Source organism: Paenibacillus sp. FSL F4-0125 (assembly GCF_038008565.1).
Taxonomy (GTDB): domain Bacteria; phylum Bacillota; class Bacilli; order Paenibacillales; family Paenibacillaceae; genus Paenibacillus_AQ.
On the sequence record NZ_JBBOZJ010000001.1, the window covers coordinates 4,228,930 to 4,252,158 of the forward strand.

Annotated in this window: 19 protein-coding genes; 2 read left to right on the forward strand and 17 right to left on the reverse strand. The window is 43.2% G+C overall.

The window, feature by feature from the left end:
* Nucleotides 1-20: 20 nt before the first annotated feature.
* The 16 genes from NST74_RS18800 to NST74_RS18875 form a co-directional block, all read right to left on the reverse strand.
* Nucleotides 21-1,202, reverse strand: coding sequence for a Ger(x)C family spore germination protein (locus tag NST74_RS18800; protein WP_341115929.1), 1,182 nt, complete (start codon nt 1,200-1,202; stop codon nt 21-23).
* Entirely contained in the window at nt 1,192-2,769 is a 1,578-nt protein-coding gene (locus tag NST74_RS18805) for a spore germination protein (RefSeq protein WP_341113795.1), read from the reverse strand. Before NST74_RS18805 ends, NST74_RS18800 begins: the two co-directional genes overlap by 11 nt.
* A 554-nt stretch (nt 2,770-3,323) precedes the next feature.
* Complete coding sequence (locus NST74_RS18810) at nt 3,324-4,724, reverse strand: ADP-ribosylglycohydrolase family protein (protein WP_341113797.1); 1,401 nt, start codon at nt 4,722-4,724, stop codon at nt 3,324-3,326.
* A gap of 315 nt (nt 4,725-5,039) precedes the next feature.
* Nucleotides 5,040-5,711: a CAP domain-containing protein gene (locus NST74_RS18815; protein ID WP_341113798.1), complete on the reverse strand. Its 672-nt coding sequence runs from the start codon at nt 5,709-5,711 to the stop codon at nt 5,040-5,042.
* Nucleotides 5,712-5,932: 221 nt separating this feature from the next.
* The gene (locus NST74_RS18820) at nt 5,933-6,808 is read right to left on the reverse strand and encodes an amidohydrolase family protein (protein ID WP_341113799.1); all 876 of its coding nucleotides are present in this window, start codon (nt 6,806-6,808) and stop codon (nt 5,933-5,935) included.
* Nucleotides 6,795-9,971: a GNAT family N-acetyltransferase gene (locus NST74_RS18825; protein ID WP_341113800.1), complete on the reverse strand. Its 3,177-nt coding sequence runs from the start codon at nt 9,969-9,971 to the stop codon at nt 6,795-6,797. Before NST74_RS18825 ends, NST74_RS18820 begins: the two co-directional genes overlap by 14 nt.
* 221 nt (nt 9,972-10,192) lie before the next feature.
* Nucleotides 10,193-11,368, reverse strand: coding sequence for an MFS transporter (locus tag NST74_RS18830; protein WP_341113802.1), 1,176 nt, complete (start codon nt 11,366-11,368; stop codon nt 10,193-10,195).
* Between the two features lie 230 nt (nt 11,369-11,598).
* Nucleotides 11,599-12,618, reverse strand: coding sequence for an LCP family protein (locus NST74_RS18835; protein WP_341113803.1), 1,020 nt, complete (start codon nt 12,616-12,618; stop codon nt 11,599-11,601).
* Between the two features lie 30 nt (nt 12,619-12,648).
* A complete protein-coding gene (locus NST74_RS18840; protein ID WP_341113804.1) occupies nt 12,649-13,770 on the reverse strand; it encodes an FtsW/RodA/SpoVE family cell cycle protein in 1,122 nt (373 codons plus the stop codon).
* A 145-nt stretch (nt 13,771-13,915) separates the two neighbouring features.
* Entirely contained in the window at nt 13,916-14,449 is a 534-nt protein-coding gene (locus NST74_RS18845; RefSeq protein ID WP_076121127.1) for a hypothetical protein, read from the reverse strand.
* 90 nt (nt 14,450-14,539) lie between these two features.
* Complete coding sequence (locus NST74_RS18850) at nt 14,540-15,925, reverse strand: sensor histidine kinase (protein WP_076121128.1); 1,386 nt, start codon at nt 15,923-15,925, stop codon at nt 14,540-14,542.
* Between the two features lie 3 nt (nt 15,926-15,928).
* The gene (locus NST74_RS18855) at nt 15,929-16,633 is read right to left on the reverse strand and encodes a response regulator transcription factor (RefSeq protein WP_341113806.1); all 705 of its coding nucleotides are present in this window, start codon (nt 16,631-16,633) and stop codon (nt 15,929-15,931) included.
* 137 nt (nt 16,634-16,770) lie between these two features.
* Entirely contained in the window at nt 16,771-17,853 is a 1,083-nt protein-coding gene (locus NST74_RS18860) for a Gfo/Idh/MocA family protein (RefSeq protein ID WP_341113807.1), read from the reverse strand.
* Between the two features lie 17 nt (nt 17,854-17,870).
* Nucleotides 17,871-18,788, reverse strand: coding sequence for a helix-turn-helix domain-containing protein (locus NST74_RS18865; RefSeq protein WP_231573819.1), 918 nt, complete (start codon nt 18,786-18,788; stop codon nt 17,871-17,873).
* Nucleotides 18,789-18,818: 30 nt separating this feature from the next.
* A complete protein-coding gene (locus NST74_RS18870; RefSeq protein WP_341113808.1) occupies nt 18,819-19,823 on the reverse strand; it encodes a Gfo/Idh/MocA family protein in 1,005 nt (334 codons plus the stop codon).
* A 214-nt stretch (nt 19,824-20,037) separates the two neighbouring features.
* Complete coding sequence (locus NST74_RS18875) at nt 20,038-20,592, reverse strand: GNAT family N-acetyltransferase (RefSeq protein ID WP_341113809.1); 555 nt, start codon at nt 20,590-20,592, stop codon at nt 20,038-20,040.
* 86 nt (nt 20,593-20,678) lie between these two features.
* Here NST74_RS18875 and NST74_RS18880 point away from each other — a divergent pair, with 86 nt between their 5' ends.
* Both NST74_RS18880 and NST74_RS18885 read left to right on the forward strand, forming a co-directional pair.
* Nucleotides 20,679-21,260: a LysE family translocator gene (locus NST74_RS18880; protein WP_341113810.1), complete on the forward strand. Its 582-nt coding sequence runs from the start codon at nt 20,679-20,681 to the stop codon at nt 21,258-21,260.
* A 19-nt stretch (nt 21,261-21,279) separates the two neighbouring features.
* Nucleotides 21,280-22,053 (forward strand): AraC family transcriptional regulator, encoded by a 774-nt coding sequence (locus tag NST74_RS18885; RefSeq protein ID WP_341113811.1) that lies wholly within the window; start codon nt 21,280-21,282, stop codon nt 22,051-22,053.
* Between the two features lie 27 nt (nt 22,054-22,080).
* Here NST74_RS18885 and nagA read toward each other — a convergent pair whose 3' ends face one another.
* The gene (gene nagA / locus NST74_RS18890; protein WP_341113812.1) at nt 22,081-23,223 is read right to left on the reverse strand and encodes an N-acetylglucosamine-6-phosphate deacetylase; all 1,143 of its coding nucleotides are present in this window, start codon (nt 23,221-23,223) and stop codon (nt 22,081-22,083) included.
* Nucleotides 23,224-23,229: the final 6 nt, after the last annotated feature.

The window sequence follows — 23,229 nt, forward strand, 5'->3', positions numbered from 1 at the left end:
CTCTATGAACAATTCATTTATCAGTTATTATCGATACTTTCCATTATGGTTCTATTACGCAACCCAGTATTACGCAAATAAGCCTCCACTTTCACTTTTACTTCAATCGTGGGAAAGGTCACATCGTTCCAATCCCGCTTTAACGTTCTCCATTGCTTAGGGTGATCACGATGCACCACTTCTCCAAATCCAAAAATGTCCGACTTTTGCTGTTGCATTAATTTAATCGTGGCTACCGCTTCATCATGAACCGCTTGCATGTACAGGCGCTCAATTTGCAAGAACAATCTCGGGTTAGTTACATCAATGGGGACATCAACCTCACCAATATTTGCATCCGCGCCAATCTTCACTTCAATAATTGGTTTACCGGATTTATCAAAGCTTGAATGAAATGATGATTTGGTTCGTATATTCTCGATCCCGATTGTATGTGGCTGACCATTCCAATCCATGGTTAACAATGTCGAATTAACTCTGCCTAACACCCATAAGAATCCACGGCTTTCATTTCCGTCTAACCACTTCATTAATTTTCCATCTTTAAAAGTAGCAATCCCATTAGCCATTAATTTATCTTCTTTATTTGTAGAATCGAATTGAATGCCAGTAATCGTAGGTTCTTTACCAGATGAGACGATGGCTTGAATGACTTGGTATATTTTCTCATCAATATTTTCACCAAAGGCTTTCTCGGTTTCAGCTACCATTTTCTTAATTTTAATGGCAGGTGAATTATCGAGACTCGTTCGTTGTTTAATGATTTCTTCTCCTGTTGTTCCCCTCGCGATAACCATTGTAGCGGAAGGACGAAACTCACTATCCCGCTCAATGCCGTCAAAAAGCTTCTTTATCCCTTGTGTTGTAGCTAATTCTTCACCTACCAAGAGAACTACTGCATGACCATAATGCAATTGCCTAGAAAGTTTTCTAGAAAGAACGCGGGTGGCGTCAAATACATTATTTCCTTCTGCTGAATATGTGGTTGGAGGTAAAGGAGCAGGGCTACCTCCTCCTTGTGTACTTGAGACATTTATTGGATTCACGATCTGAACCGTAACCCTAATGTTCTTTGTTTCTCCTTTATCAATCGCCATCGCAACCACAAAACCGATATCCGTTAACTCTCTACTATCCCAACAACCCGTAAGTAGAACAATCATAACCATCGACAAAGAAAGTCGTGCCATTCTACGTCCCATCTTGATCACCCACTTGCTCTGTTGTAGGCTTCTTCATCAATTTGGGAACCAAATGTCTCATCCAAATCGGTAAAGGTGCATGAATCTGACTATTTTTTACATGCATCATTGGACTATAAGGAGCCATGTAAGGTACACCAAATGAACGTAAACTACACATATGTGCAATGATCATAATCAAGGTAAGAATCATTCCAAAAAAACCGAACGTTGCTGCACTGATCATGAGGAGAAAACGTAACAATCTCGCGGATACAGCAATCGAGAAAACAGGCGTCGCTAGACTAGATATAGCTGTAAGTGAAACAACAATAACCATTGCCGTTGACACTAAACCTGCTTGTACAGCCGCCTGCCCAATGACAAGTGCTCCAACGATGGATACGGCTGATCCAATTGCTTTTGGCATACGAACACCCGCTTCACGCAGAATTTCAAAAATAACCTCCATTAATAGCGCCTCAACAAACGCGGTAAATGGCGTTGCTTCTAGCTGTGAAACAAGCGAAATCACTAACTGCGTTGGTATCATTTCTTGATGAAAGGTTGTTGCTGCAATGTAAAAAGAAGGCCCAATCATCGAAATGATGAACATTACAATTCGTAACAGCCGCAATGCAACACTGATATCATACCGATGATAAGAATCCTCTGTAATTTGAAAGAATTGATTAAAAACGGCTGGGATGATTAGCATAAAGGGGGTTCCATCCACCATAATTACAATTTTTCCTTCTAAAAGATTAGCAGCGACGGTATCTGGGCGTTCTGTAGGTAGGATCGTTGGAAACGGAGTAAAACTCTGATCTTCTATCATTTTCTCAATATATCCTGATTCCAGGATGCTATCCAATTTGATCTTGCGGAGACGTCGCTTCGCCTCTTCAACAATGCTATCATCCGCGATCCCATTTATGTACATGATCCCTATCCTGGTATGTGTAACTTGTCCTAACGTCATCGATTCCAGCCATAAATTAGGATTTCTTATGCGACGCCGAACCATCGAAATATTTGTCGTTAAGCTTTCAACAAACCCTTCACGAGATCCTCGAATAGAAGTATCCGTACCGGGCTCATCTATGGCGCGGACTTCACCGCCCGATGTAGCAATCGCTAGAGCTTCATTCGATCCATCAATTAATAAAATGGTCTGCCCCCATAACAGAGCATCATAGAGTTCATCCCATTGAACAAGCGTCTTCAGACCACCGATTGGAACAATTTTATCAGTGATTACTTGGACCAGATCATTTAATGTCCTTTGTTCATTACTCAGCATGACGTTCAGCAAGACTTCCATGACAAATTGATTAATGGTTGTATTGTTAACAATGCCATCCACATAAATAATTGCGGCTTGAAGCTCCTCCTCCGAGCCTCCTATCGTAAATTCACGAATAAATATATCTCCACTATTCCCTGTCTTTTGGCGAATCTGCTCTAAATTGACTCTTAATTCTGTTGAATCAATCGGAATTGAAGGGACGGTCCATTGTGGATTGCTTCCAGCACTTTTGCTACTTACATTGCCATCCTCTGCCATGCCCTTCACCTTTCTCTCCATTATTTGCTGCTCATTGCGTGATTATTCTCCCCATTAACAGCAAATATTATTGGAAGATTAACAATGAAGGCAGGGAAGTGGTATGAAAATATTCGTCGCAACTGTTGTATTATTAATCTTAGTAATAGCACTAATCTTTCTGCTTGATATCATTTCCCTCTTTAGCATACAAGAATCATTTCGTAATTTAGTCGCATCGTTTCGCGTCATGAGTCTTTCTGAAATCATCATCTTTAATTTCATGATTGTGGGCACAATAACTTATTTATTGTGGCCACTGATACAACAGCGGCTGCCGCAGCAGTCTCCATCATCGAAGAAACACCCATCTAAATACGCTGACAATAACCCGACCAAATAGACTCTTGATATCGGTATCGTTCTTCCATTCACGCTTAAAGCGAATGCCTGCATTTCAATACATCAACGGATACCTGTTCAGTCCTAGCCTAATTCAAAAATAAAAAGCAAAAAATCCACTTGCAACATTATTGCTGTGGACTTTTTGTAGGCTTATTATGTATGTTGTATTTGCTCAGGTTTATTGATTGATATTAAAGGCCGAGGCCGGTATTCTTGTTAACATAAAGTTCACTAGGTAGAACTCGATGTTGACCGGTTTTCAGCAGCTTTGGTAAACGCCCCATCCGCTCCGCTAAAGTAGAAAGCTTTTGCTCATGAAAATTAGATAGTCCCGTATGAATCCGGTCTTGAAAAGGCTTAAGCCATCTAGATTCCAAACTATCTGGACCGAAATAAACCCCGAGCAGTGAGCCAGCCGTTGCCCCGAAGCTATCCGTATCGTTGCCTTGCATTACCTGCTTGCATATCCCATCACCAACATTGTCTGCAAACCGCAGGGTATTAATTAAGGTTCCTACTTCTTGATAAACCTGACAGTGGCAATATGTCTCATACTTTTGGTTAATACTCTGATATGCTTCCAGCCAGTCATCTGCATTCGCTACCATTTCAAGACAATCCTGAGTAATCTCATAGAACCGGCTTCTTTTAGGGATGAATTGCAGTGCAGTTTTGATTATTTCAATGGGATCACGCAGCACGTGAGCAGCAGCAATCGCAGCAGCAATGAACATCGTGGCGTAAATGCCGGTCCGGCGATGTGTAAAGCTTGCATCCCGCCAAGCTAGCTCAGCAGCCAGAGCAGGCTGACCAGGACAGGCATAGCCGTAGGCATCTGCACGAATCGCCGCCCCGCATAGCTCTGTACCCTGTACCATAAAATCAGGCCAAGCCTCTATTTCAGAATGATTGAATAATTCCTTATCATGTTCCAAATAGCTAATCCCTGATCGTAGTAAAATAGCCCTTTCCGGACCCCAAGTTGTACTTATCGGAAGGTGATTTAACCATAAATCCCTTAAATCTCTTTTCGTAAAACCTTCACCGAATTGTTCTAGCACCATCATTCCCATTAATGTGTAATTGATATCATCATCAGGTGCTACATAACGAATTCGCCCTCGAGTAGTCTCAAACCAAGACCAATGACGACGATCCAGCGCATGGAGAATTTCTTCAGAAATATAATCATTCAGTGGCCATTCCCCTACAGAAGTTAACGCTTGACGTAATTCCGACAAGCTGGGGTTTACCTCTATTGTTTTGCCCAGCATGGAACCGCAGACTGAAGCGAGGAAACCAGCCTCCACACGCTTGGAGCTATCCTTCAGATTCAAAATTCCGATCTGCCCGAGAGGTCGAGCCGGATCGCTTTCCCGCCATATCTCATCTAAATCGTTCGGCTCATAGTAAGGCCAATTATCCCTCATAGGAATGACAGCCAAGCTATGGGCGAATTCCAGATAGGCATCATAGCTTGCGGGAAGCTGTTCCAGCTTGGCTAAATAACCGGAGGTTTGGTGTCCCTGCTCAAATTTATTACGCAGAATCCCTTCCAATTGAAGTTTAAGAAATGTGAGTGATGGTAGCATACTGTATCTCCCTTATACGATTATTAATCTACATGAAATGCATACTCAAATTCTTAATACCAAATTTCAAGTTACCCCTTCCCTCCCTTGCAACTTACTTTCACACAAAAATGACCAATAACAAATAGAAAAGCAACCATATCTATCCACAAACCACAATACATCAATATCACAAGCTTTAGTAGTAAAAGATGACTCGATTCGGTAGATAAGCATGTAAGCTGACTTCATTGTATCTAATCATAATAAAAACCCATGTCAGATGACATGGGCTTGATATTAGTTGTTTATCAACCTTATTGCTTTATTGATTTTCTATAAACCAATAAATTCTTGAACCCATTCAGTGTTATATGAAGCAATCCCAATTTCAGTGAAGCTGCTATTCAAAATGTTCGCGCGATGACCAGGACTGTTCATCCATTGATTCATTACTTCCTCCGCGCTCTTCTGGCCTTTGGCAATGTTTTCTCCTGCTGAGCTATAGCTAATTCCGAATGCCTTCATCATATCAAAAGGAGAACCATAAGTCGGTGACTGATGATCAAAATAATTGTTGTCATACATATCCTTTGCTTTTGCCATAGCCATTTTTGAAAGCTCACTATTCAGACTTAGTGCTTTCAAGCCAGCATTTGTACGTTCCTTATTCACCAAATTCAACACTTGCTGAACGGAATCAGATGTATTGGCAGGCTGCTGCGGATTGACGGACGGTTGTGGATTGGCAGATTGTTGTGGATAAGCCGAATATTGTGGTTTCGCGGACGGTTGCGGATAAGTAGTCTGATCCGCTGTGCTACCTGTAGGTGGTGAAGTACGAATAAACCCATCCAGCCATTTTGATACATCTCCGCCAGGTACTTGTTTAGCCTTAATCGTTGAATTTCCTGCATTCTCTGTGGAAATAGAAGACGCTTGCGTTAAGGTTGACGTTGCAGCCATTTTGCCAGCATGATGTCCAACCTTCGTTTGTTGAGTAGTCATTTGGTTGTTGGCTGAGTGATTACCCGAACAAGCTGTAACGAGTAACAACGCAACTATTACGATAAATGGTTTAATAACGACCCCTCCTGATTTGGTAAAGTAATGACGAATCGAATAAAGTTTTTGTTAAGCACGATTGAATTATTCATCTCTAATTCAAAAAATAAAAACAAAAAAAAGCCATCCTTTAGATATCCTAAGGGATGGCTTGTTCGTAATACTTAGAGCGCCGCAATCCGCTGCTGAATGCGCGGAAATAAGGCGAAGGCATTCTCGTAAAATACTTTCTCATGGTGCTGCTCAGGGACGAGTCGGCGGACAAATTCCGCATACAGGTCAATAGGCGCGAGTGGCCAATCCGTGCCGAACAACATTTTCTCATAATGATCGGAGTACACCAGCGCCCGTCGAAAATGATCCATGAACAGTGGTTCATTCATGAACCGTTCAAAATGAGGCCGGTCACCGACCACAAGGCCGGACAAATCGGCATAGACGTTTGGATTTTTGGCCACCACTTCGGCGGCGTCCATCACCCAGGGATCGCCAAGATGGCAGATCATAAAATTCACATCACGCCGTTGGAACGCTAATTCATCCACGGTAAGAGGATGAGCATACTTAAGCAATCCATTCATCGAGTACGTATCACCGGTATGAATGACGACAGGCGTACCATACTTGGCCGCCAACTCATAAATCGGCGAATAAATTTTGTCGTAAACGTAATGATGATAGTACCCGGCATAGAGCTTAATGCCTGCTACCTCGGACGCTTGCAGCCGTGCCTCAATTCGGTCCAGCTCCTCTTGAGCATCCTTACCTCCGAGCATGTTCGGATTGATCCCCACGCATTCCATTAAGAAAGGCGGCACAGTGTCTTCCAAGTCAAGGCCCATCGGATTAGGGGAAGTGGAGTCAGGGAAAGCTCCCTTCGTCTGCTCCGTGACCCCCATTCCAATACCAAGAACAACATCGTTCTTATCAAACTCTGCTTTGAGCCCGGCAGCAGTGTAATCGACTTTGGAGAGATCCAGTGCTGTTTGATGAAAGCTGTCGATGTCCGACAGATGAATGTGAATATCAATGATCGGCATTTGAGATCTCCTTTTCGTCAGTAGGTCTGGCAAAGGTCAGCTTCAAAAGACTGCGGACATCCTCTGAGTTCAGAGCGAGTTCTCCCATGATCAGGAAGGTCGGCTGTGTCCACACAGTTTCTCCATTCAGAAGTGGAAGGTGATGATGCACCCCGTGATTAAATACTTTATTGTTCACATACGCCGAGGCACTCTGATTCGGATGATTGCTCACCAAATGCAGCATATCCTTACGCGAAGATGCACCAATTCGCAATAGTCCCTTGGCCTCCAGATAGGATTCAACCGTTCCTAATAAGAACTTACCCTCCTTGGAGAATTCCATCCATCCTTCGGCATAGACTGGCGAAGGTTGGATATAATTTTCCTCCGACAACGAATAATTCGGCAGAGTCATTCCGCTGTCATTGGTCACCGAATGCAACATACAGAGCACAGGGACACCTGGGAGCATAAGGTAATGCTGATTAACAACAATTCCTCGGTTCTTTTCCTGCTTCTCGATCGAAGTAGTGATACGTAATCCTTTCCATACATTACCCTGAGCATCCATTTGCTCGGTCCAAGCTGCGCTTCTTGGCTCCTCCAACCGACTAAATCCACCTATGCCTGAAATACCCACACCGAGTCCACCATGCCAAGGATTCCACCAGGAACGTGGTGCTGCTTCCGGATAGGAGCTATCCAGCCATTCTTCTCCATGGTGCTTCAGGGAATGCACAACACTGCCGAACTCAGGAGCAGCTGCAATAGAAAGAACTCCGTTGCTCACAGTGTAAATAGTACCCGCTGGTCCCTCTTCTGTGTCACAGACAACGGCTGCTGTTTCCGTTTGTGGGAACCAGAGGCCTGTTCGCTCTTGAATACGATCCTCTCCACGATAGACGACTCGAACCTTCTGTCCTGATTGGCTGTGTTCTGAAGAAGTCTCCGCTTCCTCAGATGAGAGCTCAAAGCCCGCGGAGTGCAGATTCTGCTCTCTTAGCAGCTCCATCTCAGCGACTTTCTGCTCCTCTCCTCTATCCGTTTGTACATACAGCTCGAGGCTCCCGTTAAGCGAAGTCATCTTTCGTTCGAGTAACTCCGCATGAAGCGCCCCCGCCGCAAACAGGTTTCCACCGCCGAGCGTTAATTCAAGATGATCATCCAACACCGGTGTGATCGGATCCAGCTGCTTCCGTGCAAAGGTGCGGAAATCCGACCACTTCAGGAAGGTGTTTAAAGCGAACACCAGCGTCTTTGTTCGTACGACATCTCCAGCAGAGATTTGACCAAGATTATGCTCCAGTCCAAGTGGATACTCCGGACGAAGCAGCTTCAACGAAGGGTCCCAGCAAACGCCGCATGTGACGTTTTCTTCCTTGCTGAACAACCAATTTTCCGTAATTTGAGCGCTGTCCCAATTACCCGGATCGCCTGAATAAGCATCGCCCATATCTACGTAACGACCCTGATAGGGCAGGATGAGGCGTTTGCCAAAAAACCCGAAATTCGTTAGCAGATACATATCCTCTTCCAACGTTTGGTTACTAGTATTGCGTACCTCGCTATAAAACTCAGCGATTCCGTTCGCAAAGAGCTTAGCCACTCTTTTTATCTCCAGACCCGGGAATTCATCTGATTCATAAAGGGTCTCTAGAACTTGGCCCTCTCCTTCGGAATAGATCTTTACTGTTTTAGCCTGTTTCTTCGAGAATTCTTCGGCGAATGGTTTACCTAGCTTCGGATGGGTCAACCAGAAATTATGGCTCGAGCCGGGATATTCAATCCACATCCCATTGTCGTTATGATTAAGATGTACGGAGTAGGCGCCGTTTACAGCCACCCACTGATCCCCGTTTTCCCCGCCAAAGCGGCCATGTGTTCCTTTCATTAGCACAGATAATTTGCTGATGAAGGACACTGCCTTCTCTCCAGCCGGAACGGCCGTCACCTCAATATCCCGTGAATAAAGGCCATATGAATTTAGGGTAAAGGGTACTTGGACGGAAGCCTTACTTTTAGCTGGAACCGAGAAGCTTACTGCCCGATCCGCCCACGTCAAAAACTCTTCCTCTGGCAAATCAAAAGAAAATTCCGCTTCCGCTGCAAAATTATTCTCAACATTTAAGAATAGCTCAGCGGGAAGACCCGGATGCAGCTCACGTGTTGGCAACTCCATCCTCATTTTCAGTGGGAATTTAGGAGCAACACCTATACGAAACTCAGCGCGCTTGCCACCGATGATCCATTTGCTCATAACCACAGGGTGAGTCTTCTTGTCGTTTTGCTCTTCACGAATCGGATCAAGCTCGAACTCACCTTCTACGATAACTGTTTCTCCTGGCGCGAGTGTTGGTGCAGCAGACAAGGCAAACTGAATATTTTTGTCATTTTGCCCTTTGATCTCAATGGCCAGATCAGACGCCGAACGATTCTTAATGTGATAACGAATCTTATATGTGGAACCGAATACAAGATCGTGATCGTCAATCTCCGTGGAGATTTCATAGTCAGGTGTATCCAGAGCCGTCAGGCCGCGACCGGTCTTCTCGAATTCTGCGCGTAAGGAGAGTTCTCCCTTTTGCCAAGTGTAATCGAAGAAATCAAAACCACGCTCCCGGCGACCATCTGGCTGAATGGGCAGTTCACGGGTACTATCTGCATACCAATCCAGCTGCTCAAAATAAGGAGCAAGTGCTTCCGTTTGCAGAACCGTTGGAATAAAGTTCATTAGATGTACGTAATCCTCATTTTTTTCCCAAAAGAATCCACATTTCTTATACATCGGTACAGCCTTCGTATTGCCTGCCCAAGTAAACAGATCAAGACGCGGCCAGCCCGCTTCAATTGTTTTGCGAACAGCGTTCAAAATCAGGTTACGACCTACCTTGTATCCGTGATAATCAGGTCTTACATTCAACAGCGGGACATACAAAGCCCCTTCGTCTTGACGGTAATGGGCAAAACTGCAGAAGCCTACCACTTCCTCGCCATCAACGGCGAGAAACACATTTAGATTGGATGAGATCTCCATCTCGCGGCGCACTGTATCCTCTGTTCTCTGATTGGTGCCTCCACCCCAGCTTTCATTGCTACGGTTCCACATTTCCGCTACCGCCCTAGCATAAGAAGGATCATATTCGATAATGCGGATTTGTTCCGCTGTAGTCTTTACAGTCATGCTCTCATCTCCTTATTCATCAATTATGAGTATGTATACAACTTTTTTCAAATAACTCCTACGAGTTCTTATTATACTATTAATTGGAAGGCAGTTACGAGGTAAAAAACTCTTTCTCCTTATTCTCTACATAAAGCCACTGCCTGCAGAAAGCTGCAGAATAAAAAGCTGTCGAGACTCCCTCGACAGCTTCGAATCTACTCTATGAACAGCATTTCTTTTTAACAACTCTCCACACGATCCGCTGATCTTTTTTTCAAATTCGCGATACCTACAATACTAATCAACAGCACGCAGAGAGCATACGGAAGTGCCATATTTGCGGTATATAAAGCTGTTCCTATAACTGGACCTATGAATGATCCCCCCCCTTGCAGGGCCGCAATAAAGGAAGCAACGCTTCTTTGCTCGTGATCTTGAACCGCCATTGAAGCACCCGCACTGTAGCCAAGCAATGTAAAGCCGATGCCAATTCCCAAAAATGTAAAGTCTACATAAGCAAATCTGATAAACAATAACAAGCCCAGCAGACCCAAAGCCACAAATAATAGCCCTACTAGCAGCACCTTTTTAGGATGCCATTTGAGATATTTACTGATCACAATTTGCGAGAGTACCACCATTATTCCCGAGATAGCCAGACCTGTTCCAATTAACTGAGTAGCTTGCTGGGTACTATATCCAAGGCTATCCTGCACAAAAAATCCGATAGTAACCTGCACGATATTCAGAGCAAACGATAGCAATAGTCCAATCCATAAATAGAGGCGTATCCTCTTGTCGTTGGGTGAAAGTGAAATCGTCTGCCGTTCGATCTCGATATTCTTTTCTTTAGGAATAAACACTAGAAATAAAATAGCCAAGGTGAATAATAATATCGCTGCGGCGTACATTGGTGAGGTGAGTCCCAGCGAAGCCATTCCTCCGCTCATTGCAGGTCCTACTACGAAGCCAAGTCCATTGGCTGCACCGAATAATGCCATTCCCTGTGTACGGGTCTCTTTTGTACTCCAGCCCATAACATAAGCTTGTGCTAATGCCGGAATACCTCCAAAGAAAAAGCCGGCGATTGCGCGAAGTATAAAGAAACTCCAAAATAGGCTAGTTTTGCTCTCAGCATGTACTGCATAATCAGCCAGCAGTGCAAAAATGACTAGTGTTGCCATATAGACGAACATAATCGAAGCGAGCAGCCATTTTCGGCTCATGAACGTTTGTTTTTCCCAGAAATATCCTCCGAGCAGCCAGCAAAGTCCCGCAACCGATACCAGACATCCTGATTGAAAATCACTAAGTCCCAGATTTCGAGCAAGCGGACCAATAATCGGATTAAATGCGGCTATTGATATCATCCCTGTAAGTACGATTAGAAACATAATACTCAGTCTGTAGTTCATGAAATCCCCTTCTCCTCCCAACAAAACCAAAACAATATACGATTCATAATCGCTGTGTTCATGGTACTATGTCTGGAAGCCGGGCCTCTACCCCTTAGCGGATAACTTTAACGGTTATCGGGATTAATAGAAGAGCACGCAAAAAACTGCTCCTAAGAGCAGTTTATAGAACAACATTTTATTGAAACGATTTTCGAATAGGAATGGGAAGACTCTCTGCAAACTTGAGGTTAATCTACCGTCCCAATATTCTCCAAATGTAATGAGCTTTCGGAGCTAACGCCCGCTTCCGTACTCAGAGTAGTAAGCGCTTGTTTAAGATCCTCTTTATTCACATACACGTATGGACTCTTCCAAAGCGATTCCACATGTAAGGAATTAATATGGTCTGGTTTTAGTTTCGGAAAGTTCAATAACCATTGCTGGAGATCCGCTTGAGGAATATCTGTCTTCACATTATCACCAATGATATCCAATACATTTCCCCACTGGGACACGCCTTGGAAATTCCCCAGCTTATCCAGAATTTGTTTAATTACTTGCTGCTGTCGATCATTGCGCTGAAAATCAGAGGATTCAGCCGTTCCTTGATTCGATTTCCGGTAACGCACAAAATCAAGTACTTGTTTGCCGTCCAGCTTCTGCAAGCCCTTCTTTAAGTCGATGTTCGTCCCATCTGCCGAATCGGTATATTTCATATCCATATCGACATCAATGGTTAGTCCGCCAAGCAAGTCCACCGTCTCCTGCAACACATCAAAATTCACCACAACCATGTGATCAATCGGCAGACCCAGTAAATTACTGAAAAACTCTTTTGTATTAGGAATAGCCTCTGTTTTGTCTTTTATGTAATGGTAAGCATAATAATAATTGGCTTTGCGGGAAGGTAACGATTTAGGTTTTAACAACAAATCCCGCGGTATAGATAAGAAACTCGTCGACTTGGTATCCGGATTGAAGCTGACAAGCATCAGCACATCGGTATTCATTACCCCGCCACCGCCGTCCCGACTATCTACCCCGGCAAGCAGAACAATCATTGGTTCAACCGATACCGATTCTTTTTTTTCCGCTGGAGCAGCTGTTGGCTGGACGGTGACTGGAGCAGCCATACGCTGAATCGCATCATCCGTCTTTTTGTACAAATACCCTGCATACCCCCCAATCCCTATTATAGTCGCTCCTATGACAAGACCAATGCTAATCAGAATTTTACGGGTTGTTGTCCACTTGCGTTTGTTAGACATAATTTCCTCCACTCAGTTCCAGTAGCTTTTTCAATCCAAGCTTTCATCTTTATGAACTTTGACACTTAGCACTATGCCAATCGCAATCATATTAGTGAGCAATGAGCTGCCTCCATAGCTAATAAAAGGCAATGATATCCCCGTCAGGGGCAGCAACCCCATATGCATTCCAAGGTTAACAGAAACTTGAAAGATGATCATGGCGATAAATCCGGTGACAACGTATGCCCCCGCACGATCCCTGCTTTCGAGCGCAATAAAGATCATGCGATACACGAGCAATAAATAAAGCATTAGCAACACGGATGAACCTATAAAACCGTATTTTGCACCGATAACTACATAGATCGAATCGGAATACGCGTAAGGAATATATCCTTTTCGCAAAAAAATACCTTCACTGCCCGATAATCCTCCGGAACCTATGGCTATCATCGCGTTTTTAACATGCCAAGATTTATCAGGATCACTCTGCGGGTCTAAAAAAGCTTGGATTCGTGACAGTTGATGGGGCTCGACAATCTTGGATAACAAGTCGAAGTTGGCATAATACAGCCATAGTATCGTGCCGATCGAAATAATCACAACACCGAGGATCAGGAGCATATAAAGCGCACGGATGTTACCAATCCAAAGCATGCTTAGCAATATACCAGCAAAAACGAGTGCTGTACCCAGGTCAGGTTGGTCCATGATCAAAATAAAAGGAATACAAAAAACGAAACAAACCGGCACTAAATCTTGAAAAAAACGAAGCTGCTGCCCCTCTCGTTTACCCAATAGATGAGCAATGAGCAGCACTGTACATATTTTAGCCAGCTCCGAGGGTTGAAGCTGAAAGCTTCCAATACTTAACCAGCGTACGGCACCGTTGAGGTTTTCTCCAACCAACTTAACCAGCACGAGTAGACCTACACCCACACCATATAAGAGATACGCTAACCTACCCAATAGAATCTGATAATCTACCAACGCAATGAATAACATGGGTATGCAAAATATAGCAAATAAATACAAAGAACTAATATAAAGACCGTCTAACCGTGTATCCGTAGTCGCTCCATAAATAGCAACAGTACCAATACCAACTAGGCATGTTACGAGAAAAAGTACGGATCTGTCCAGCTTTGCAATTTTGGTGGAGATAATCATGAACCAACCTCTATTTAATTTCTGTATTTTTCTTGTTGTGTACGGGAAACATGCATGAAAATGAGCAGCATAAATAATCCGCTGAGCACATATACACCTTCTTTGAAGATGAAGCTGAAGTGCTACGGATTATTTGGTTGAATGATTATCTCAGATCAAATTTGCCCTGATACGCCTTTTTCGATAACAGCTTTAATTGATCTTCACTCAGCGTATAAATATCCAGGCCGTTCCCTGCCTCACCCAATGACCAGCCCAGCGCGAGCTCGTTATGCCCATCATCATCGACATCATAGAATCCGGCATAATCCAGGCCATACCCAAACCCCTCAACCTCCGAAATCTTTTGCCACGCTTCATTTTCCTGTCTAAGCAGCATTGCTTTTATAGAAGAACCTTTGTTTTTGCTGTACTCATATACAACTACAGCTTCGTCGATACCGTCACCATCCATATCCCCAAAGGAGATCGCATTATCCTCTTGTCCATCCAACGGAGTTATCAATTGAGCTTTGTCGGGAAGCCATTTGATAAATTCCTGGCTCGTTTTGTCTCGCTGCAGGCTTGCTTCCGATGATGGAGGCTTAATCAGCTCTCCGGGTGTCGCTGGGACTCCGCATCCTCCGAGCAAAAATAACGTTGTTAACATAGCACCTATTTTTATGAATTTGCTCGGCATTTGGATCATCGACTCCTTGCTTATCCGCATATATAGTATTTTATCTGTGAAAGAGATGAAAGTGGTTATGAAATAGTTAAATTTGAGTTCTTATTTTCTCGGTAAGTCAAATTGGACAATCGTTCCCTTGCCTAAAGTACTGCTTATTCGCAGCTCACCTTGATGCAATGTAATGATTTGTTCGGAGATGGACAAGCCCAAACCGCTACCTGACGCTTGTTGATCCCCTTTGTAGAATTTTTGCCGCACATTCTCTAAATCCGTTTCTGCGATGCCTGAACCAGTATCCTCAACCGTAATTACAACTTTCCCTGGAACCGTATGGGCGCTGATAAGGATTCGACCTGAGGAACTAGTAAATTTAAGCGAATTATCGATGAGATTAATCATGACTTGCTTCACACGATTCTCGTCAGCTTGAATGACCGGCAGATTCTCTTCTATTTTCACTTCGAGTGAAATGCCTTGCCGGGTTGCTCTAGGCGTGAGTTGTCTGCCAATATGCTGCAACAGCTCCGTTAGATCCACAGATGTGAGATGAATAGCGATTCTTCCGTTATCCAATTTGGAGAAATCGAGCAGTTCATCCACCATATGAGTTAATCTGTCACTTTCAGATTCAATGATATCTAACCCATCATGAAACAGAGCTTGATTACTTCCTCCAGCCGCCTTTAAAGTTATTACCCAGCCTTTGATCGAGGTCAGAGGCGTACGCAGTTCATGGGATACGGATGTGATAAAGTCATTCTTAAGTTGCTCACTTTTCGAGATTCGACTGGCCATCATATTTAACGTATCCGCCAAGGAACCAAGCTCGTCTTGGTATCGCTTTTGTACTCTTATGCTGAAATCTCCTTCGGACATTTGGTCTGCTGCCAGTTTTAGATCTTTAATAGATCTCGTTATAGTCCACGACAGTAATAATCCAAGCAGGGTGACAATACCAATCACTAGCAAACCTACCCCGATCAGCAAAACTGCAATTTGATTAACTGTATGTATCGTTTCCGTTAAGGATGTAATAAATCTGACTTCCCCTACAATATTCCCTTTGGCTTGTAAAGGATAGGATACCGCAAAAATAGCTTCCTCAGTTACAGGGTCCTCCCCCTTCCAACTGCCAGGCTGCCCTTTCATCGCTTCTTGCACATCCATGTAATCTGTCATGGTAAAATCGCCTTGGATTCCATTTGAATCCTGCAACAGCCGACCTTCAGCATTAATAATCTGTACCTGTGCATCGGAATGGCTGGCAAAACCCTTTAACAATCTATCCGATTGTTCCTCTAAATCCTCGTCGCCAAAATATTGCTGATAAAAAGAAGCCGACAGCTCTGCTTGATTCATCAGGGTTTGCTCAATATTATGGAAATAATAATATCGTACAGAAATATTAAGAATAACTTCAAGAATGAGCACAGTAAGACAGATCACTACAAAATAGCTTCCCACTAATCTTTTCTGAATCCCCATTCTTCAACCATCCTTTCTAAAGCGGTATCCGAGCCCCCATACAGTCTCAATCCAATGCGGGTTTGAAGCATCCTCTTCAATCTTCTCTCTTAGCTTACGCACGTGAACATCCACCGTCTTTGGATCGCCAATATAATCCTCACCCCAAACCAAATTCATTAATTCATTCCTAGAGAGTGCTGTATCCGGATGCTCCAGAAAGGTCTTCATCAATAGAAACTCCTTCGGAGTTAATTCAATAATGTCATCCTGCTTAAACATCTTGTTCGAGTTCAGATCCAGGCGAATCGGTCCAGATTGAAGTATAGTTCTTTGCGGTTTTAGAGCTGTTTCTGTACGACGCAATATCGCTTTAATCCGTGCCACCAGTTCTAATGAATTAAAAGGCTTCACAATGTAATCGTCGGCACCAATTTCTAGGCCATTGATTTTATCCAAGTCCTGTCCACGTGCAGTTAAGAAAATGATGATGACCCCGGGGTCCTGCTCTCTGATCTTGCGACAAATCTCAAACCCATTCGAATCCGGCAGCATGATGTCCAGAACAATAACGTCTGGCCGGTTCGCATTAAAGCTCTGCAATGCTTGTTCACCAAAAGCAGCCTCACTAACCACAAACCCATTATTCGTTAGATTGATAGATATAAATCGTCTAATATTATCATCATCTTCCACAATAAGCACATGATTGCGTTCTTCAGTATCCATGATTATCCCCCTATTCCTCCGTACTCAACAAGCAAAAAAAGCAAAAAGACTCTCCCTGTAAAGAGAGAGTCTTGTCTCAAATCCTTATCATTAAATCACAGTTGGATATTACTCTAAATCGTTGTGCTTGTCAAAATCTAATCTAAATACACGGCCTTGCCTGTTTGTGCAGATTCATATATTGCTTCTAATATTTGCGAAACAACATAAGCTTGTTCAGGCGTTACAACCGGGTCTTTATCCTGTTCAATAGCTTCGATCCACTTTCTTAATTCGATGTCAGGCGCACTTTCTGCTTTACCTTCATAGTAGGCTACACCGCCTGCACCAAGCTCGACTTCATTGGTGTACAGCTTACTGAATTTCTCTCCATTAATTCTAAGTCCGTCCTTCATATCGGCGCCAGCTTCCGTCCCGCTTAAGCTGCACTTCGCTTCATGTACGTCCAGTGAATTAAGTGCCCAGCTCGCTTCCAGCATAATCGTAGCTCCGTTCTCCATCACGATCATTCCAAAGGCTGAATCTTCTACAGTGAATTTCTTCGGATCCCATGGTCCCCAAGCGTTTGCAGCTTCTTCTTTTTGAGACAGTTCATGATATTTGGTACCCAGCACGACTTTCGGTTTATAGTTATCCATCATCCACAGCGTTAGGTCCAGCGCATGGGTTCCGATATCGATCAGTGGCCCGCCCCCTTGCTTCTCTTCATCGAGGAAAACTCCCCATGTCGGTACGGCTCTCCGTCTGATGGCATGTGCTTTTGCAAAATAAATATGACCAAGCTCCCCGGACTCACATGCTTTTTTCAAATACAGGCTATCTTCTCTGTAGCGGTTGTCATATCCAATGGTTAGCTTCTTACCTGTACGTTTTGCTGCCTCAACCATTCGTTTGGCATCTGCCGCCGTCTTAGCCATTGGCTTTTCGCACATGACGTGTTTTCCTGCTTCTAAAGCCGCAATTGAGATCTCTGCATGAGCATCATTCGGCGTAAGTACATGAATAATATCGATAGATTGATCTTTCAACAATTCTGTATAATCCGTATAGACAACAGCTTCAGTACTTCCGTATTTCTCCGCCGCTTCTTCAGCACGTTCTTTTATAATGTCACAGAATGCAACGATCTCAACCTTACTTTGTCTGCTCAAACTTGGAAGATGCTTACCATTTGCAATTCCACCACATCCAATAATTCCTACGCGAAACACTTTACTCATATCTTTCACCCTCACTTCTAATTGGTTTGTTTTGCATTTCGATAAGTTGCCGGAGTTATGCCTAAACGCTTGCGGAATACGATATGCAAATATGTTGCATTCGTAAATCCTTCCGACTTAGCAATTTGTTCTATCGGATAATTGCTTTCTTCAAGCTTTCGACAGACCGCTTGTAATCGAATATCCTCAAGCGATCGACTAAAAGATTTGTCAGCATCCACTTGCTTAAATACTCGTTGCAGCTGCCTAGCGCTAATATTCAATTTTTCCGCAACATTCTCCAAGGTAACGGCTCCTGAATAATTAGCTTCCATATATTGAATGGCATAGTGATACCGATAAGTTAACATATCCCTAACAGGCGCTTCTGTTCGAATTCCACCTGAATCATACGTTCTTACTGCTTTTAATAAAATGCTGATAACAAGATGTTTAATGGAAGTATAATATCCCGTCAGTTTACCTTCACAAGCTTCATAGGCTTCGAGAAAACACTTCATAGCGCCGTGATAATCTTGTGCCGGAACTAGTGGCAGCTCCTTTAGCTTCTGAACACAGGTCTCTGCCTCCGCAACCTCCCAAGGATCTGCATCCTCTCTGAACTTCTCTTTGATGTCCACATGCAGACACAGTTCTTCCATGGATTCTTCTGGGTCCGCCTCTTGGCGATGCATCACACCCGGTCCGGTTAAATAGAGCATTCCCTCAGACAAGGGGTATTTTAGATCGCCTAGAATAACTTCCCCTTTTCCTCGTGGGATAAAATGAAATTCGAATTCAGAATGATTATGGAAATCTATGACTCTTCCCGGCGGAAAAGAGATCAAATGAAATCTAAGCACTGTAATCTCGTAATGTCCCCATTGAATAGAAATATCCAATCTCTCGAGCATATCATGCTTCTCAAACATCATCTCATAGGGAAAGTTACTCAATGTTAAATCCTCCTAACAGGTGGAGACCAATTAAGCGTCTAAATCGGCTAACCGAATCATACGAGCTTCTTTAGCAGAACGATTCGCCGCTTCCATTAATCTCGTAAGCTCCACAGCGGTTTGAACATTCTGTGTGGCCAAAGTATCCTTTTGGATATGATTAACCCATTGATGGAATGCGCTTTCACGATTAGCGTGCAACGCTACTTCTTTCCATCCTTCCTCTTTGTCAGCAGATTTGTTACTTTTAAGTAGAAGCTTATCCTCTGGTGTTCCGTAAAGAAGCGTACCTTCGGTTCCATGCACCTCGATCGTAAACGGCGAATGACTATTCACAAACCCAGCCTCGACCACACCAATAGCTCCGGAATTCGTATATAACGTCACCACTGCATTATCTTCTACTTCCTTGCCCGTAACATAACCAAAATTAGCACTTACACCGGTCACGTCTTGACCTAAGAAAAGCTTCGTCAAATACATCGGATGACAGCCAAGATCAATCAAAGCACCGCCACCGCATTGTTCCAAACTGAAGAAATGCTCAGGAAGCCAGTTTTCTGTAGCTCCATTATGGGATAAACGAACTCTAACGTAAGTGATCTCTCCGAGCAGCTCTTGACTCAGAACCTCTTGGATCGTTAATGTATATCCATCATTTAGACGTGGCAAAGAGACGGTCAACTTCACCTCATTCTCTTCAACTGCGCTAATGATTTCTTCGACTTCTTTATGAGTTGGGGCAATTACTTTTTCCGTAAATATATGTTTACCCGCTTTAGCCGCAGCAATGATTACATCTCTATGCACATTGGTAGGTGCATCCACAATGACGGCATCTATATCCTCCTGCGCAAGCAGGTCATCCAGTGATTCGAAAAAAGGAACATTCAAGCTTTCGGCAGCTTTTTTCCCTCGCTCAGCATCTTCATCCCAAACCGCAGCTAATACAGTATCCTCATGCTCTTGAGCTTGCTTCGTATAGTCCCAAGCATGAACATGCCAATAGCTAATCTTACCTATTCTAATCGTCATTTGCTTGTGCCTCCCGTATATATGTTATTCTGACATCTATTAATAAAATAGCATATTATAAAGCGCTTTATTAGTAGGTAAATGCGACATCTAATATATAATATTACGACACATTCATTCCATATGACATACAATTTCCATTTTATCACTGGAGTGCTCATCCATAAAAAAGAAACCTCTACTATAAAAGCTAAAGGCTTCAATTTTTAAAAGCTTAGTTCAAATGATCACTCACATTACACAACCAAACCATATGAGCGGAATCGGGTCCCCAATAGTCTTTTACCACCTTATAAGGCTTCCCAAATTTACGCTGCCACTTGATTTGTGCGCGTTGATATCCACTGTCCAAGCAAAATTGCTCAATTCCTTGTTCGTTTAGAAATGTCATCATTTCCTTAATTAATGCTGAGCCAATCCCTTGACCCTGAAAGCGTGGTACCACGTATAAACTACCCAGTTCCCCCAAATGATCCAACTGATGCTCTGCACAGATTTGAATTGCCTCACCGCAGAGACCATAGGAAATCGTTCCCACAACCGTCCCATTGATTTTAGCGATAAAGAAACACGTATCCGAGTTTGCCTGATCCAGGGAGCAAAGTGCCTTTTTCTTTTTATCGTCAATTTCACCTTGTATATCCTCTTGTAAGTGACCAATTCCCTCTTTGTTAAAAGCATCTGATATCGATTCTTCAAACACCTGGCATGCAGTTTCATAATCAGCCATGGTGAGAACAGCTATGGTACATTGATTTGTCTCGTTCATTCTATTGATCACCTCTGCAATAATATACTATAACCATTCTAGCTAGGAGGTTTATATTCATAAGACTACTTTTACTGGAGGTCATCATGAATATAATTTCCTTTTTAATCTACTGCATCGTCGTTACATTTACGCCTGGCCCAACCAATATTGTTATTCTTTCTTCTGTGCAGCGTTCAGGGGCCAAAAAAACTATGAACTATGTATATGGAGCTACGGTGGCTTTTGGACTACTGCTTATCCTTTCAACCTTGCTTAACCGTGTTCTTGTTGAGGTCATCCCAAATATTCTGATCTTTATGCAAATCATTGGGAGCTTATATATGCTTTATCTTGCTTATAAAATCTTTAAAATGGGTTCAATGGAAGAACAGTCTAACTCGAATGCCGATTTTTGGCCAGGCTTTCTTATGCAGCTAGTGAATCCGAAAGTGCTCTTATTTACACTAACCGTCATTCCCAGCTACGTTATGCCATTCTACACTTCATCCATTACCTTGACCCTATTTGTTATAATTGTAACTTTAATCGGATTTCTTGGCTTCATAACATGGATTATTTTTGGCGCGATCTTCAGAAGCTTTCTGCAACATCATCAAAAAGTTCTAAATACCCTGATGGCACTTTTTTTAGTATACTCGGCCATTTTGATATCGGGAATCCTATAAAGGCATGGAGGATAAAAACGTGGAAACATTCAACTATAAAAAATCAGCAGATATCCTAACCTTGTCAGCTAGCATGACTGATTTCACTTATAAAAAACATTGCCACGAGGAATATGCACTCGGTGTAACGCTTCGCGGCATTCAGCAATATAACCTCGACGGTAGCTTGCAATCCTCCCATAAAAATGGGATTATGCTGTTCAATCCAGAGCAGACACATGACGGCAGATCGTTTGACAAAGCAGGCATTGATTATGTCATGCTTTATATCAAGCCCACCATTATACAAGAGATACTAGGAAAAAAAGAACTGCGGTTTACCTCTCCTATCCTATACGACAACAAATTGGCACAGTGCATATTGGCGCTAAGTCATGCCATCCAGCATGGCAAAGAGGAGTCCTTGTGCAGTGAGCTATTGTTAACTCTGCTCGATTTAGTATCCCATACTGAAATAGATACCGACCGCAGAACAAATAGTAACCTCGTCAAAAAAGCGAAGGAAATGATGTACTGCAGTTTAGATCATGTGCTGAAGCTAGACGACCTCTGCAAAGAATTTAATCTATCCAAATATCAATTTATCCGAGCGTTTAAAATGCACACAGGAATATCGCCTTATCAATTCTTCTTAAATTGCAAAGTAGAGCATGCCAAACAGTCCATTGAGAAAACCAAGGATATCTATGCGGCGGTGGCAGAGTGCGGATTTGTGGATCTAACTCATTTGAACCGGCATTTTAAAAGCGTGTTTGGCATAACCGCACATGAATACAGGTTACAACTGCATTGAGCAGAAGTAACCTGTATTCATCATGATTTATATAATTTGACCATCCACCATTGTCCAGAGTACTTTAAATTCATCATTCAAGAGGACCAGGTCAGCATCAAAACCAGCTGTTATCGTCCCCTTCTGTTGAAGCTCCAGAATATTGGCCGGCGTAGTTGAAGCCATCTGTACAGCATCGATCAATGGAATTCCAGTTTCAACAGTATAACGTAAGGCTTCATTCATAGTCACGGTGCTTGAAGCTAATGTTCCATCCTTTAGTCTCGCTACCCCCTCGGATACCGTAACATGATGGCCTCCAAACATATAATTCCCATCACCTAATCCCATAGCTTGCAGTGCATCTGTAATCAAGACCATGCCTTCCGGTCCTTTCAAGGTATGCATTAATCGAATAATTGCAGGATGCAGATGGACATTGTCCACAATCGCTTGAAGGCTTACATGCTTCTCTTCAAAAGCAGCCACAATTACCCCTGGATCTCGATGATGGATAGGCCGCATGCCATTAAAACAATGCGTTACATGACTTGCCCCCGACGCAAAGGCTTGTTTAGCCTCTTCATAAGTGGCATCCGAATGAGCGATGGCTATTACTACGCCCTTTTCTTTCAAAAAGGAAATAAGCTCCATCCCGCCCGGCAACTCCGGAGCAATTGTAACCATCTTAATGAGTGAACCCGCTTCTTCAAAAATTAGGTTCATTTCCTCTAAGTTGGGATGACGCAGAAACTTTTCGTTCTGCATACCTTTTCGCTTCGGGTTCAGGTAAGGTCCCTCTAAATGAATGCCTGCGATCTTTGCACCCACTTCATGTCCTATCACACGCTTAACACTACGAATCATTTCTAAAAGATCTTCTAGCGTAGAACTGACAGAGGTAGCCAGAAATGAGGTGCAACCAGACGCAGCACAAGCCTTTGATACTTCTTGAATGCTCTCTTCCGTACCATCCATCATATCAAAACCATTAGCGCCATGAATATGAACATCTATCATTCCGGGTACTAACAAATGGCCACCGCCATCTATCCGTTCATAATCTCCCTCTGAAATCGAAGGGGCCTCTGCCTCTATCTTTATGATTTTCCCTTCAAAAATCCACACATTAGCTGCTGGAACAATACGATCCTGAAGCACCAATTGCACATTTTGTAAAATACAACTCATAAATAT

Bases quoted from the DNA above. Each gene is read 5' to 3' on its own strand.
- NST74_RS18800 (WP_341115929.1), bottom strand. From the start codon at position 1,202: ATGGGACGTAGAATGGCACGACTTTCTTTGTCGATGGTTATGATTGTT.
- NST74_RS18805 (WP_341113795.1), bottom strand. From the start codon at position 2,769: ATGGAGAGAAAGGTGAAGGGCATGGCAGAGGATGGCAATGTAAGTAGC.
- NST74_RS18810 (WP_341113797.1), bottom strand. From the start codon at position 4,724: ATGCTACCATCACTCACATTTCTTAAACTTCAATTGGAAGGGATTCTG.
- NST74_RS18815 (WP_341113798.1), bottom strand. From the start codon at position 5,711: ATGACTACTCAACAAACGAAGGTTGGACATCATGCTGGCAAAATGGCT.
- NST74_RS18820 (WP_341113799.1), bottom strand. From the start codon at position 6,808: ATGCCGATCATTGATATTCACATTCATCTGTCGGACATCGACAGCTTT.
- NST74_RS18825 (WP_341113800.1), bottom strand. From the start codon at position 9,971: ATGACTGTAAAGACTACAGCGGAACAAATCCGCATTATCGAATATGAT.
- NST74_RS18830 (WP_341113802.1), bottom strand. From the start codon at position 11,368: ATGAACTACAGACTGAGTATTATGTTTCTAATCGTACTTACAGGGATG.
- NST74_RS18835 (WP_341113803.1), bottom strand. From the start codon at position 12,618: ATGTCTAACAAACGCAAGTGGACAACAACCCGTAAAATTCTGATTAGC.
- NST74_RS18840 (WP_341113804.1), bottom strand. From the start codon at position 13,770: ATGATTATCTCCACCAAAATTGCAAAGCTGGACAGATCCGTACTTTTT.
- NST74_RS18845 (WP_076121127.1), bottom strand. From the start codon at position 14,449: ATGCCGAGCAAATTCATAAAAATAGGTGCTATGTTAACAACGTTATTT.
- NST74_RS18850 (WP_076121128.1), bottom strand. From the start codon at position 15,925: ATGGGGATTCAGAAAAGATTAGTGGGAAGCTATTTTGTAGTGATCTGT.
- NST74_RS18855 (WP_341113806.1), bottom strand. From the start codon at position 16,633: ATGGATACTGAAGAACGCAATCATGTGCTTATTGTGGAAGATGATGAT.
- NST74_RS18860 (WP_341113807.1), bottom strand. From the start codon at position 17,853: ATGAGTAAAGTGTTTCGCGTAGGAATTATTGGATGTGGTGGAATTGCA.
- NST74_RS18870 (WP_341113808.1), bottom strand. From the start codon at position 19,823: ATGACGATTAGAATAGGTAAGATTAGCTATTGGCATGTTCATGCTTGG.
- NST74_RS18875 (WP_341113809.1), bottom strand. From the start codon at position 20,592: ATGAACGAGACAAATCAATGTACCATAGCTGTTCTCACCATGGCTGAT.
- NST74_RS18880 (WP_341113810.1), top strand. From the start codon at position 20,679: ATGAATATAATTTCCTTTTTAATCTACTGCATCGTCGTTACATTTACG.
- nagA (WP_341113812.1), bottom strand. From the start codon at position 23,223: ATGAGTTGTATTTTACAAAATGTGCAATTGGTGCTTCAGGATCGTATT.